General features: G+C 66.0%; 14 protein-coding genes. 5 read left to right on the top strand and 9 right to left on the bottom strand.

Annotated elements, in window-relative coordinates; genetic code table 11:
- Positions 1-13 precede the first annotated feature (13 nt).
- Positions 14-190, top strand: coding sequence for a hypothetical protein (locus C7402_RS47020; RefSeq protein WP_165841948.1), 177 nt, complete (start codon positions 14-16; stop codon positions 188-190).
- Between the two features lie 141 nt (positions 191-331).
- Positions 332-790: a hypothetical protein gene (locus C7402_RS21745; protein ID WP_133254521.1), complete on the top strand. Its 459-nt coding sequence runs from the start codon at positions 332-334 to the stop codon at positions 788-790.
- 23 nt (positions 791-813) lie between these two features.
- On the opposite strand, the gene C7402_RS21740 is transcribed toward C7402_RS21745, so the two are convergent.
- Positions 814-1,266 (bottom strand): monooxygenase family protein, encoded by a 453-nt coding sequence (locus tag C7402_RS21740; protein ID WP_112171668.1) that lies wholly within the window; start codon positions 1,264-1,266, stop codon positions 814-816.
- Positions 1,267-1,326: 60 nt separating this feature from the next.
- Between C7402_RS21740 and C7402_RS21735 the strand changes: the two genes are divergently transcribed.
- On the top strand, positions 1,327-1,890 hold the full coding sequence (locus tag C7402_RS21735) for a TetR/AcrR family transcriptional regulator (protein WP_116612051.1): 564 nt from the start codon (positions 1,327-1,329) through the stop codon (positions 1,888-1,890).
- Between the two features lie 30 nt (positions 1,891-1,920).
- Here the strand turns inward: C7402_RS21735 and C7402_RS21730 are convergent, their stop codons facing one another.
- A complete protein-coding gene (locus tag C7402_RS21730) occupies positions 1,921-3,402 on the bottom strand; it encodes an HD domain-containing phosphohydrolase (RefSeq protein ID WP_116612050.1) in 1,482 nt (493 codons plus the stop codon).
- A gap of 236 nt (positions 3,403-3,638) precedes the next feature.
- Between C7402_RS21730 and C7402_RS21725 the strand changes: the two genes are divergently transcribed.
- On the top strand, positions 3,639-4,223 hold the full coding sequence (locus C7402_RS21725) for a DUF308 domain-containing protein (RefSeq protein ID WP_116612049.1): 585 nt from the start codon (positions 3,639-3,641) through the stop codon (positions 4,221-4,223).
- Between the two features lie 63 nt (positions 4,224-4,286).
- Entirely contained in the window at positions 4,287-5,222 is a 936-nt protein-coding gene (locus tag C7402_RS21720) for a lysozyme inhibitor LprI family protein (RefSeq protein ID WP_224043094.1), read from the top strand.
- A gap of 54 nt (positions 5,223-5,276) precedes the next feature.
- On the opposite strand, the gene potE is transcribed toward C7402_RS21720, so the two are convergent.
- The 7 genes from potE to C7402_RS21685 all read right to left on the bottom strand — a co-directional run bounded on the left by potE (position 5,277) and on the right by C7402_RS21685 (position 12,035).
- The gene (gene potE / locus C7402_RS21715; protein ID WP_116612047.1) at positions 5,277-7,526 is read right to left on the bottom strand and encodes a putrescine-ornithine antiporter; all 2,250 of its coding nucleotides are present in this window, start codon (positions 7,524-7,526) and stop codon (positions 5,277-5,279) included.
- 145 nt (positions 7,527-7,671) lie between these two features.
- The gene (locus C7402_RS21710) at positions 7,672-8,016 is read right to left on the bottom strand and encodes a hypothetical protein (protein ID WP_116612046.1); all 345 of its coding nucleotides are present in this window, start codon (positions 8,014-8,016) and stop codon (positions 7,672-7,674) included.
- A 125-nt stretch (positions 8,017-8,141) separates the two neighbouring features.
- Entirely contained in the window at positions 8,142-8,399 is a 258-nt protein-coding gene (locus C7402_RS21705) for a hypothetical protein (RefSeq protein WP_112171675.1), read from the bottom strand.
- A gap of 201 nt (positions 8,400-8,600) precedes the next feature.
- A complete protein-coding gene (locus C7402_RS21700; RefSeq protein ID WP_116612045.1) occupies positions 8,601-9,458 on the bottom strand; it encodes an SDR family NAD(P)-dependent oxidoreductase in 858 nt (285 codons plus the stop codon).
- A gap of 21 nt (positions 9,459-9,479) precedes the next feature.
- A complete protein-coding gene (locus C7402_RS21695; protein WP_116612044.1) occupies positions 9,480-10,325 on the bottom strand; it encodes an SDR family NAD(P)-dependent oxidoreductase in 846 nt (281 codons plus the stop codon).
- Positions 10,326-10,410: 85 nt separating this feature from the next.
- A complete protein-coding gene (locus C7402_RS21690; protein WP_116612043.1) occupies positions 10,411-10,980 on the bottom strand; it encodes a TetR/AcrR family transcriptional regulator in 570 nt (189 codons plus the stop codon).
- 113 nt (positions 10,981-11,093) lie between these two features.
- Entirely contained in the window at positions 11,094-12,035 is a 942-nt protein-coding gene (locus C7402_RS21685; RefSeq protein WP_116612042.1) for a LysR family transcriptional regulator, read from the bottom strand.
- Between the last annotated feature and the right edge of the window lie 36 nt (positions 12,036-12,071).

Raw genomic sequence — 12,071 nt, 5'->3', positions numbered from 1 at the left:
AGCCGGGTGACCGATGATGATCGTCTGGGGCGCAAGTTCGGACAAACTGAACGAGCGCCACCTCACGGCCATCATCGCCTGGCTGTCGTGCGTGCTTGCGGCGAGCCACGCTCAACACCGGCGACTGCACGCGGCGCTGCTTCGCAAGCTCGCCTCGCAGTTCGCCTGGCAATTTGCCGGCAATTCCTGATTCGTTCCCACATAATCCAACGCTGTCGCGTTGATTGCCTCGCGCGATTCACAACTGGCGCAGCATCCGATCGCTTCGTGCGTGACGGCTTCGCTGACCGGACCGAAAGCGCGGCCGTGGATGGACATGATCAGGAAGAAGATGAAGATTTCGTTTGTTGCCGTCTGCATGCTCGCGGCGGCGCTAGTCGGCGGCTCCGCGCGCGCTGCGCAAGCCGTTGCATCGGATGCCGCATCGTCGAACGAGGCATCGTGGTGGTCGCGCGGCGTGCAGCTCGAAAAAAAGGCCGCGGACAACACGTGGACCGTGCGCTGGTTCGACGATCTGACCGTGCACGGCACGCCGAAGTCATACGCCGGCAATCCGCAGGACGAGCCCTGGGTGGAGATCACCGCCCTGCGAAGCGCGGATGAAGCGGGCGACGCCCGCTCGATCGTGGTCCGCTGTCTGGGCACGTACGCGCGCCGCGTCGTCGTTGCGGCCGTTGTGGTGCAGGCGAGCGACATCGAGCCAAAGTGGATGCAGCAGTTCCGGTGTGGCGGCGGAGAATGGCGGGTGAGAACGATCAACGTGGGCAAGCTGCCGTCGGCCACGCATTGACGCAAAGCGCCGGGGCAAACGGCCTAATCCGCCGCCATGCGCTGACGCGCGCTCATGAAAGGGCCCACCGGCCGCCGCTCCGGCGCGAAGCGGTCGAACCCCACGGGGCCCGGCATGTCGATATAGACCGCTTCCATGCCCTGACGGCTATAGCTTTCATGCCAGAAGCCCGCGCCGCCGCTGTCGCGCAGGAATTCGCGCCACCAGCGCGAGTGGGGTTCGCTGCGCGTGAACGCTTCCAGACTCGGGAGATCGCGCCAATACTGGCGAATGCCCACATGGTTGAGGGCAAACAGGAACTGCTCGCTCGACAGCAAGCCGGGCGGCGGGTTCGACTCGATCTGCCGCAGCCCCTTGCCGATGCCGAGCACGGCGGCGATGCCGCGCAGCCGGCGCACCCGGAACCCCAGAATGACGACCACGAGATCCGGATAGGCGCTGAGGTCGACTGACCTGCGGGAAACAGAGGCTTGCATGGCGGCTCCTTGCTGTTTACGCTGTAAGCATAGTCTCGAATGATTACGGTGTAAACAACGATGAGCGAATCCGTAGTGTCCCTTCATGACCGGCTGGTCGACTGCGCGCTGGCCTTGCTCGAAGCGGGGGAAAGCGATGTGAGCCTGCGTGCGGTGGCGCGGGCGGCGGGGGTGTCGGCAATGGCGCCGTACCGGCATTTCGAGGACAAGGCCGCGCTGATGGGCGCTGTCGCGCTAAAGGGCTTTGCCATGCTGGAGGCGGGCGCGGCGCGCGCCAATGAAGCGTCCGATCCTGGCGAAGCGCTCACTGCGCAGGGGCTGGCCTATGTGGGCTTCGCCCGCGCGCATCCCGCGCTGTTCCGGCTGATGTTCGCGGGCGGGGCGGGGCTCGACCTGCCGCACGACGATTGCAAGGGCGCGTACGCGCTGATGGTGCGGCGGGTGGCGGAACTCGCGCCGCATCAGGCCGAGGCCGGGGCGCTAGCCTGCTGGGGGCTGGTTCACGGACTGGCGACTCTCGCGCTCGACGGACGCATTCCGGCCGATCCGGACGGCGAGCGGGCGGCGCTGGCCCTGATGACGCAAGCGCTGCGGGCGCCGCCGCCGGCTGTCACGGGTTCCTGATTCGACCTGCGGGGACACAGGCCACGGTCATCAAAGCAGGCCCATTGCCGATGCCTTGAGCGTCGCCGCCGCGCGCGTGGAGCATTCGAGCTTGCGGAACACGCTCTCCACGTGCGTGCGCACCGTGCTCGGACTGAGCGTTAATTCCCGTGCGGCTTCCTTGTTGCTCGCGCCACGCGAGATGGCGCGCAACACGTCGATCTCGCGCGCCGACAGACGCGCGCGCGGCTCCGCCGCGCTCACCGGGCGTTTGACGGCGGGCGCGCCTTCGGCCAGCAGCGCGTCGACCGCTTCGCCGCACAGGCGGCCGGCTTGAACTTCGGCGCGCAGCGCTTGCGCCGCGGCTTCGGCGCCGAGCGCGGCGCGCCACGGCCGCGCCGAGCGCAACGCAACCCATGCCACGGAAGCGGCCAGCACGCGCGCCTCCGGCGTCAGCGCCGCTGCGCTTACGCCACGAAAATAGCCCGAGCCGTCCAGCCGTTCATACGCATACGACGCAAGCTCGGCCGCATCATGGAGCGCGCCCGCCTGCTTGCCCGCGCGCGAGGTCCAGTACGGCGCAAGCCGCACCTTCTCCCAGGCGCTTTCGGGCAATCGCGTGTTGAGGTTCCAGATGCCGTTGGGCACCGCCGCCCGCCCGATCCCGTGAATCAACCCGGCGCGATAGACGCGCGCGTGCGCCGCCTTGTCCGTCGTGAGACGTTCGCAACAGCGGGCCGCCGTCGCCGCGACCGCGCGCGAAAAGCCGGTCATCCAGGGCAGTTTGAGGTCGATGACGTCCGCGATCAACTCGGCCGACGTGGCCTGCTCCATGTGCGGCGTCGTCAGCGCGGCGTCGAGATCGGTGGGCGACGCATGTTCGAGTTCCTGAAGCCAGCGGAGCGCATGGCGCGCCGCGATCTCGACGAGTTGCCTGGGATAGCGCGCGTCGGCCCGTTGCGCGAGCAGGCCCAGGGCCTGTTCGACGCCATACGTGCGGCTGAAAATCTCCAGATCGCCGGCAAGCGCGACGACGAACACCGGCGCCGGCACCGCTTCGCGCGCAAGGTGCGCGGGCAGACCGCCGCCGTCCCACGTTTCGAAGATGTGACGCAAGACCGTTTCCGTCGCGCGCGGCAGGCCCAGCATGCGCGCCACCTCGCCCGCCACTTCGCAGTGAATCTGCGCGAGCGGCGAGAGCACCGCGGCCGCGCCACCCAGCGACTGGAGCGGCGCGGCCCAATCCGAGCCGCCTTCGAGCATCGCGACGCGAATCTGGATGTCGTCGCCGAACACATCGGCAAAGCCGGCCGCGTTTGCCGTGCATCCCGACCAGCGCAGCAGCGCCGTTTCCCGCACGGCGTCGAGCGTGGGCGCGTCGAGCCGGGCGGCCTGGGCGAGGCGCGCCGCGAGCCATGCGGTGCGCGGCGAATGGTCGGTGGGCTGCCCCATGCTCAGATCGCCGATGAAGGCGAGGGCTTTCACGGCATCGAACACGCGCAGCGGGGAAACGTCGGCTGTGTCGTCGGTCATCGAGGTGGGAGGAAAAACGCTCGTCAAGCGTTCGGCCACTATACGTCACATCGTCTTCCGGCCGCGCAACGTTCGGGCAAGCCCCCGCCTGGGTCGGTCATTCGACCGATGCCGCCGCGGCGCGGCGAGTGCGATCCTTGCGTCCAGAGCAATGCGTCATATCGGGGTAGCCGTTTCCCCGGACGCGCGCCAACCTGGCAACTCGAACGGTTGCCATTCATTGCTAAGGAGTCGACATGGTTGATCGTCACGAAGATACCGATCTCGCGCAGGAAGAAAGCTGGCTCAAACGCTACTATTTTTCCCGGGCCGCGTTTTCCGCGGTTTGGGTCGCGCTCGCTTTCTCGCTGGCGCAGCATTCGCCGGTCAGCCTCGTCGTACTGCTGATCGTCTATCCGGCGTGGGACGCGCTGGCCAACTACATCGACATGCTGCGTAGCGGCGGCGCGACGACCAATCGCACACAGGCGCTCAACGTCGGCATCAGCGTCATGACGATGATCGCCGTGATCGCGGCGTTGAAATTGGGCGCGCACTGGGTGCTGGGCGTGTTCGGCGTTTGGGCCATACTCTCCGGGCTGCTCCAGCTTGGCACCGCCGTGCGCCGCTGGAAGCGCTTCGGCGCGCAATGGGCGATGATCTTGAGCGGCGCGCAATCGGCGCTGGCGGGGGCGTTTTTCATCGTGCAGGGCGGTGTGCCCTTGTCCGCCGCAATCGGCAGAGTGGCCGGCTATGCAGCGGTGGGCGCCGCCTACTTTCTCATTTCCGCGTTGTGGCTGTCCGTCGGCCAACTGCGCATCAAGCTTGCCCGAACGTCTTGAAGCGCCGGTTCACTTTGCCGGACAATTGCGGGAAGGCTGGATGGACGGTCCAGGCCCGGCGAGGTGAACAAACTTCGGGAGACGCGCATGCGCTGTGCGGGGCATCCAAAAGCGGGCGACGCGGCATGGCGGCGGCTTCTCGTTCTCTGGATGGGGGCCGCCGTGCTCATGCTCCCCGGTTTTGCGCGCGCGATGGACTTCAGTCTGTACTACCAGCCGCAACTCAAACTGAAGATGGTGATCGGGGAGGGGAGAATCGAGGACGGCGACGCGGATAAGTTTCTGGCGCTTGCCGGAAAGGCCGATCGTGACGACGACGGGTTGATCGTCCTCGTGTTGAGCAGTCCGGGCGGCAATGTCGAGGCGGCTTTCCGGGTCGTCGATGCCATGGACAAAGTGCGCGTGCACACGCTGGTTCCCGACGACGCCCGATGCGCGTCCGCCTGCGCCTCCATCCTGTTCGCCTCGGGCGAGCGCCGAAGCGTGCTTGGCAGCGGGCTGCTCGGCTTTCACAGTTGCTATCGACGCGCAGGCTCCGCTTACGCCGCGGACTCGCTTTGCAACGAGATCATCGCGGCAAACGCCATGCAAAGGGGCGTCAGCCACGCGGGCATCAATCGCTTCGTCAAGCAGTACGGCGCGCAGGACATGGCGTGGGTCGGCCGCGATGTCGCCTGCCAGTCGCTTCAGGGGCTTTGCAAGCCCGGTCGGCTCTCGGCGCGCCCGGAAACCCGCACCGCGCTGATGCATAGTCTTGATTGCAGCAAGCTCCTGTCGGTCCAGGCGCAGCTTGTTTGCGGGGATGCGGAGCTTCTTCGCGCCGATAGTGAGCTTTCCGAAATATATCGTCAGAAGCTGAGCGCATCGGCAAACAAGTCGCGGTTGCGAGCGGATCAACGCGCGTGGCTTCGCAATTCACGCAATGTGTGCAGCGATAAACCTTGTTTGCTGCGCAGTTATCGTCTGCGTATCAGCGAACTCAAGAGCGCACGGTCCTGAGGGCGACCGGTTCAGCCGCATGCCGATCCGCAAGCCCCTGAACCTGTGATCCGGTTATTCGGGCAGCGCCGCCCACTGGAAGAACGTGCGCGTATCGGTGTCGAGTTTCGCAAACCATTTTCCGTAGAGGCCGTCGAACTCAGTAGACCTGAACAGACGGCTCAGCGTGCGGTCCACCAGCAGGCGCAGATCGTCGTCGCCGCGCGCCATGCCGATGGCGACGGAGGTCGTCGTGAAGCGCCGGTCGAGGACGACCAGGTCGTTCGCCGCCGCACTGTCGTGCGTCACGGCCAGCAGCAAGGCGCGATCGGCGAAGAAGACATTCGCCTGGCGATCGATGACTTTCTGCACGCCGGCCTGCACGGTGGGGACGGCAACGACCGTCGCCGGAATCGAGAAGTCGCTGAGCCTGGCCGCGAGCCAGCGCTGCGCCGGGGAGCCCGCGATAACCGCAACGGTCTGCCTGGACAGCAGTTGAGCGGGCGCGGCGCGCCAGATCGGGTGCGAGGGGCCCGCGCCCGAGAGAATCTCGCGCAGCCCGGCGGGCGCGTCGGTGCGCAGCACCGCCCCGATGCCGCCCGGGTACACGGGAATCGAGAAGGACAGGGTCTGCCTGCCCGTGAGCGTGTCGGGCGCGCCGCAAAGCAGATCGATGTGGCGCCCCTCCGGCACGCGCACGCCGTCGCCAGGCGAAAGCGCAATCCACTGGATCTTGAGCGCGGCGAGGCCCGGCACGTTGCCGATTTCGTCAGCGATCTTGCGGCACAGCGCCACCGTGTAGCCCGTGACTTGCCCGCTGTCGTCCTTGTAGGCGAACGGGCGCGCGTCGCCGAGGTAGCCCAGCGTGAGGTTGCCCGACTGCCTGATGCGCGCGAGCGCGCTGCCGCCCGCCGGTTCCTGCGCGCGCACCGGCGTCGGCATGAAGGCCAGCAGCAGGGCCAGGAACAGGGCCGCAGGCGCAAGCATGCCGATGACCATCGCCGCGGCCGCGGAGTCGGTGGCCGCGCGCCCGGAAGAGGCCGCCGGGTCGTGGCGCGTCGCCGCGAAGCCATAGACCGCGTAGCCGATCACCATGACCAGCATCGCGCCCAGCACCGCGTCCTTGCCCGACGCGTAGATCGCATAGACGGAATAGGCGAGCGCCACGACCGTCACCGCCGCGTTGAGCCGGTACTTCGCCGCGGGCGTGCCCGCGTTGCGCATCATCACGAAGAGCGCCGAGAGCGAAATAATGTAGGGAATCACATTGGTCACGACGGCCAGGTTCACGAGCGCCGCGAACTGTTCGCTCAGGTTCGGCGACATGGTGGAGAGCGCCATCAGCGACTGGAGTATCGCCATGACGATCATGCCCGCAATGGGCGCGCCCGAGCGGTTCGCCTTGCCGAACACGGCGGGGAACATGCGGCTGTCCGCGGCGTCCTTGGCGGTCTGCGCGAGCGTGAACTGCCAGCCGAGCAGGGAGCCGACGCACGCCATGGCCGCCAGCGCCATGACGATGGAGCCGACCGTGGGATTGAACATATGCGCGAAGGCGAGGCCGAACGGGCCGGTCGAACTGGCGAGATCGGCATTGGGCACGATGCCCTGGATCACGGCCGTGGAAAGGATATAGATGATCGCTGCGCCGAGGGTGCCGAACATGCACGCGAGCGGGACATCACGCTTCGGATTTTCGACCGCCGACGAATTCTGGACGGCGGACTCCATGCCGAGGAACGCCCAGAGCGTCAGCGCGATGCTCGAACCCATGCCCTCCGTCAGGCGCAGACCCTTCGGATTCCACGCGGCCGCGAACGTCTCGCTGTGAAACCAGAACCAGCCGGCAACCGAGATGAAGCCGACGGGCAGGATCACGCCCCAGACCGTTACCGCGCCGATGCGGCCCGTGAGCTTCGGTCCGCCGAAATTCGCAACGGTCGTGAGCCACAGCAGGCCGATTACGCCCATGCAGGTTGCGACCGGCGTGGATGTGAGCACCGGGAAGAAGGCGGCAAGATAGCCGAGTGCGGAACTCGCGACCGCCACGTTTGCAATGGCGATGGAGAGGAAGTAGAGCAGGAAAACCTGGAAGTAGCCGTCCTTGCCGTAAGCTTCCTCCGCGTAGGCGGCCATGCCGCCCGCCCGCTGGTTGAGCAATCCGGCTTCGGCAAAGCCGTAAGCGATGGCAAGCGAACCGATCGCCGTGACGACCCACGACAGCAACGAAATCGCACCGACCTTCGCCATGTTCGCGGGGAGCATGATGATCCCCGAGCCCATCATGTTGACGGTGACGATGAACGTCAGTTGTACTACGTTCATCCTTTTGGGTTGATCGACCACGGCGATGCTCCTTGTGGCTTCGCGGCCCTGATGCGTGCAAGCGCATGGTGGAGTGGATGTGGCAACGAGCGGGGCAACGGCTCCCGGTCTGTTTTTTTTATGCGCTCTCGTATGAACGTGGCGTCTATTTGGCCTGCGCGGTGACGTCGCAGCCGCCGTGGGCGCCGCTGCCGGTGTTCTTCAGCGTGAGCGTCAGCCGGCTGCCCCGGTTTGCCGTGATGATCTGCCCATAGCTCACCGTGGGAATGAACTGGATATCCGGCGCGACGGCCACAGGCGGATTCCTGGCGCCGTCGACAGTCAGATCGAGCTCCACGGTGACCGATTCGATGGCGACGCCCAGATCCTTCTTCTTGCCGGCCTGTTCTTTGCGGAACGTGCACAGCCCCGTGAGGACCTGCTCCAGCGCCGTCGGTATGTCGACCGGCTTGCCCGGCGGGATCGGCGGCGTATTGCAGGCTACGATCATGAAGGGCAAAGTGCCAAGGACCACATATCGGCAGGCTCGCATCGGCTTCCCCAGTTGGTCTGCTACATGTCGCGTGCGCCCTGTCGCTGGATCAGGGCCACGCCGGCGCACGTGAGTGCGAACGCTCAATACTTGATCTGCCTTGCCGCCTCGCGGCCGTTCTGCTTGGTTTGCCGCTTGTCCTGGCGGCATTGCGAATTGCTTGTCTGGTTCGCGGCCCTGCAATCCTGCTTGGTGTGCCGCGAGCCCTGGCGCGTTTCCTGGCGCACGTCGCGCCCGGCGCGGCGTTGCTGGGCCTGTTCGGTTGACCAGGAGGTTCCCGCCGAAACCGTCACAACCAGGGTGATGACCGCGAGCGCGAACTTCCTGCGCCGTGAAGACATGGTGACCTCCGCAATTGCTTTCCATGAACCAGGAGACAGCTTTGTCGAAGGTTGCCACGTGTGATTCGCCAGTCAATCGGACGTAGGTCCTATGGCCGTCGCGATGACTGTGTCAGGGGGAGGTGGGTGCGGGTACGCGCGAGGTACCGGCAGACACCGGCAGACCGTGCCGGTGTCTGCCGGTCGGCGCGGCGCAGAATGTCACTGCGACGGCCATTCGGGCGCCGCCGCGCCGAAATCGGTGGCCAGGGTCACGGCCTTCCACTTTTGCTGGCTTTCGCGGCGCGCGAGTTCCTCGGCTTCGAATACCTGCCAGGCGTCCGAGCCGAGCATCAACCGCGCGGGCACGGTCTCCCGCGACGCGAGCATGACGATCAGCTTCGCGATGCGCTCGGGGTCTCCCACTTCATGGCCCACATACGCCTCTACCAGCGCCTTGAATTGCGCCATCGACGGCCGATAGTCCTCAGGCAGGTCTTGTAGCGTCGAGCGCGCCTCGCGTCCCCATTCGGTGCGCATGCCGCCCGGTTCCAGCGTGCACACGCGGATGCCGAACGGTGCGACTTCCTTGCCCACGACGTCGCTGAATCCGCCCACGGCCCATTTCGCCGCCTGGTAGGCGGCGAGCCCCGGGCTGCTGATGCGCCCGCCAATCGACGAAACCTGAAAGACGTGGCCGCCGCCCTGCGCGCGCATGACGGGAATGGCCGCGCGCGTGAGGTCGACCACGCCGAACAGATTGGTTTCGAGTTGCGCGCGGAAATCGCCGGAAGGCGTGGACTCGAACGGCTGAATGTGCCCGTAACCGGCGTTGTTGACGAGCACGTCCAGACGTCCGAAGCGGCGCGCCGCTTCGGACACGGCGCGCTTCGCCTGTTCTTCGTGCGTCACGTCCAGCTCGAACGTCGCGAGGCGCTCGCCGTGACTCGTCTGCAAACCGGCCAGCTTCGACGTGTCGCGCGCGGTGGCCAGGACCTTGCCGCCATCGAGCAGTGCGGCTTCGAGAATGGCGCGGCCGAGGCCTCGGGACGCGCCGGTGATCAACCAGACTTTTGACATGATCGTTTCACCCTTCGTCGGTCATTGGGGATTGAATCCAGCCTTACCCTCGAACGTCACCGAGCCGGCGAGTTCCTTTTGCGCCTGAAGCGCGGCGAGGCTGCGGGTATAGGCGGCTTCCAGCACGGCATAGGCGTCCGCGCCGAGCACGGTGCGCAGCGGCGGCTCCGGCAACTGGCTGATCGTGTAGATGGCAGCCGCCATTTTTACGGGGTCGCCCGATGCATATTCGTCGCCGACTTCCTTGATCTGCTGGCGCAGCTTGCCGACGACGCCGTCCTTGTAGGCGCCAAGCTCATCGGTCCAGCGGATATTGGCCACGAAGCCCGTTTTGATGGAACCCGGCTCGACGATGAGGGTTTTGATGCCGAATTCGGCCACTTCCTGGCTCACCGACTCCGCAAAACCTTCCAGGCCGTATTTGGCCGCGTGATACAGCGAGCCGCTCGGGAACGCGGCGCGCCCGCCGACGCTCGTGACATGGATGAACGTGCCGTGCCCGCGCGCGCGCATCGCGCCGAGGAAGGCCCGCGTGACGTGGATGGGCGCGAGCAGATTGAGCGCGATCTGCTGCTCGATATCGGCCTCGCTCATTTCCTCCATCGCGCCAATGACGGCGCCGCCCGCGTTGTTGACGACGACGTCCGCGTCGGCATGACGTGCTGCGACGGCCTGCACCTGCTCGGGGCGGGTCACGTCAAGCGACTCGACTTCGAGCGCGTCGGGCCACGCATCCTTGAGCGGCTGCAAGGCGGCGACGCGCCGCACGGCGGCCACCACGCGATGTCCTTCGGCCAGCACCTTCTCGGCGAGCGCCAGCCCGAGACCACCCGATGCTCCGGTAATGAACCATTTTTGACTGCGCATGACGACTTCTCCTTTCACTTAATGAGCGCGTACGCACTCAATTAAAAACCAAAAAAAACGCCCTGGTTGACGTGGCATGGCGGCCCTAGCGGGTAATGGCTCGCCAGGCCGCCCGAAATCCCAGTTGCCGATGACGCTCGGCGCCTTCTGGTTCCTTCTCGATGTACTCGATCGTGGTGTCGGCGATGCGTTCGATCACGGCATAAAGAAACGCGATCGGCGCGTCGACCAGAATGCCGCCATGTACCGCGTCCTCCATCATCCGGGACACCGCCAGGAACGGCTCCATGCCTCGCGTGCGCGTGCCGTCCTGCAACACCCCGGAAGCGGAGAGCTTCGAAACCGCAAGACGGCCGGCCGCATTAGCCACGCCCCAGCCCACATAACGCTGGAAGATATGCTCCATGCGCGGCTCGAAGCCCGCCTGATGAGGGTAGCCGGGCATGACGTATTCGGCCAGATCGTTCTTGAGGTGCAGGTACAGGTCCTGGAAAAGGGCTTCCTTGTTCTCGAAGTAGGTGAACAGCGTTCCTTCCGCCACTCCCGCTCCGCGGGCGATGCTCGCGGTGCTGGCCAGCACGCCCTGTTCGGCAACGGCCTGCGTGGCCGAGAGCAAAAGGGCGTTGCGCTTTTCCGGACTGAGCGGTCGTGCCATCTTGATTCGAGTCAAAATAGAGTGAGTACGCGCTCAATTATAGGCAAGACTCGGGATCGACGCAAACGGTTCGTTTTGTCGCAGCGTGCGGTTGTCACCTGGAGCGCATTGCGTCATGTTTCGCCTGCGATCACGGGAAACGCCGACACCAGCGTATCGAGCAAATGGCGAACGGCGGGCACCATGCCTCGGCGCGAGGGAAAGATCGCGTGCACGAGCCCCGGTGCCGCCGACAGATCGGGCAACAGGTGCAGCAGACGGCCCGCCTGGAGATCGGCTGCCACCTGCTCGCGCGGGAGCATCGCGACGCCGACACCGCCTATCGCCGCGCGCCGCAGCGTCGCCAGATCGTCCGTGGCGAGGCGCGGGCGGTGTGTCCATGCAATTGCCTGTCCCCCGGCGTCCACCAGGTTCCAGATGTACTTTTCGCTTGCGCTCGCCATCGAGAGCGACGGCCAGGTTTTCAGCGATTCGATCGACACGGGCGCGGGATGGCGCGCGGCCAGTTCGGGGCTCGCGACCAGAATCCGTACCGACAAGCCCAGTTGCCGCACCGCCAGGTCCGTGTTCTCCAGCGGCGGCAGCCTGACCCGGATGGCGAAGTCCAGCCCTTCCTCGATCACGTCCACACGCCGGTTCGTCGCGTCGAGCAGCACCTGAACCTGCGGATTGTCTTCGAGATAGCGCGCCAGGATCGCGGCGATGCCGGAGTCCAGCAACGCCACCGGGCAACTGATGCGCACGGTGCCCTGAGGCTGCGTGCGCGTCTGGTCGACGAAGTCCTTCGCGGCCTTCGACTCGGCGACCATCGCGACGCAATGCTGATGGAACTGCCGCCCGGTTTCCGTCAGCGACAGGCTGCGGCTCGTGCGATTGAGCAGGCGAATGCCCAGTTCCTCCTCCAGCGCACGGATGCGCCGGCTGAGCTTCGACGTCTGTACGCCCAGGCCGCGGGCGGCGGCCGTGAAGCTGCCATGCTCGACGACCAGCGCGAATAGCCGCAGGTCGTTGAGGTCGGTGATCTGGTTGGGCGGCACGTCGCCTCCGGAAGTCATCGTTGCTGTGATGGCAATGATAGCTTGCCAGTCTGA

It is taken from the genome of Paraburkholderia unamae (genome assembly GCF_003096875.1).
Lineage (GTDB): Bacteria > Pseudomonadota > Gammaproteobacteria > Burkholderiales > Burkholderiaceae > Paraburkholderia > Paraburkholderia unamae.
The sequence above is the reverse complement of the archived record's forward strand: the minus strand, read 5'-3'. Positions and strand labels throughout refer to the sequence as shown.

Bases quoted from the DNA above. Each gene is read 5' to 3' on its own strand.
- C7402_RS47020 (WP_165841948.1), top strand. From the start codon at position 14: ATGATGATCGTCTGGGGCGCAAGTTCGGACAAACTGAACGAGCGCCAC.
- C7402_RS21745 (WP_133254521.1), top strand. From the start codon at position 332: ATGAAGATTTCGTTTGTTGCCGTCTGCATGCTCGCGGCGGCGCTAGTC.
- C7402_RS21740 (WP_112171668.1), bottom strand. From the start codon at position 1,266: ATGCAAGCCTCTGTTTCCCGCAGGTCAGTCGACCTCAGCGCCTATCCG.
- C7402_RS21735 (WP_116612051.1), top strand. From the start codon at position 1,327: ATGAGCGAATCCGTAGTGTCCCTTCATGACCGGCTGGTCGACTGCGCG.
- C7402_RS21730 (WP_116612050.1), bottom strand. From the start codon at position 3,402: ATGACCGACGACACAGCCGACGTTTCCCCGCTGCGCGTGTTCGATGCC.
- C7402_RS21725 (WP_116612049.1), top strand. From the start codon at position 3,639: ATGGTTGATCGTCACGAAGATACCGATCTCGCGCAGGAAGAAAGCTGG.
- potE (WP_116612047.1), bottom strand. From the start codon at position 7,526: ATGAACGTAGTACAACTGACGTTCATCGTCACCGTCAACATGATGGGC.
- C7402_RS21710 (WP_116612046.1), bottom strand. From the start codon at position 8,016: ATGATCGTAGCCTGCAATACGCCGCCGATCCCGCCGGGCAAGCCGGTC.
- C7402_RS21705 (WP_112171675.1), bottom strand. From the start codon at position 8,399: ATGTCTTCACGGCGCAGGAAGTTCGCGCTCGCGGTCATCACCCTGGTT.
- C7402_RS21700 (WP_116612045.1), bottom strand. From the start codon at position 9,458: ATGTCAAAAGTCTGGTTGATCACCGGCGCGTCCCGAGGCCTCGGCCGC.
- C7402_RS21695 (WP_116612044.1), bottom strand. From the start codon at position 10,325: ATGCGCAGTCAAAAATGGTTCATTACCGGAGCATCGGGTGGTCTCGGG.
- C7402_RS21690 (WP_116612043.1), bottom strand. From the start codon at position 10,980: ATGGCACGACCGCTCAGTCCGGAAAAGCGCAACGCCCTTTTGCTCTCG.
- C7402_RS21685 (WP_116612042.1), bottom strand. From the start codon at position 12,035: ATGACTTCCGGAGGCGACGTGCCGCCCAACCAGATCACCGACCTCAAC.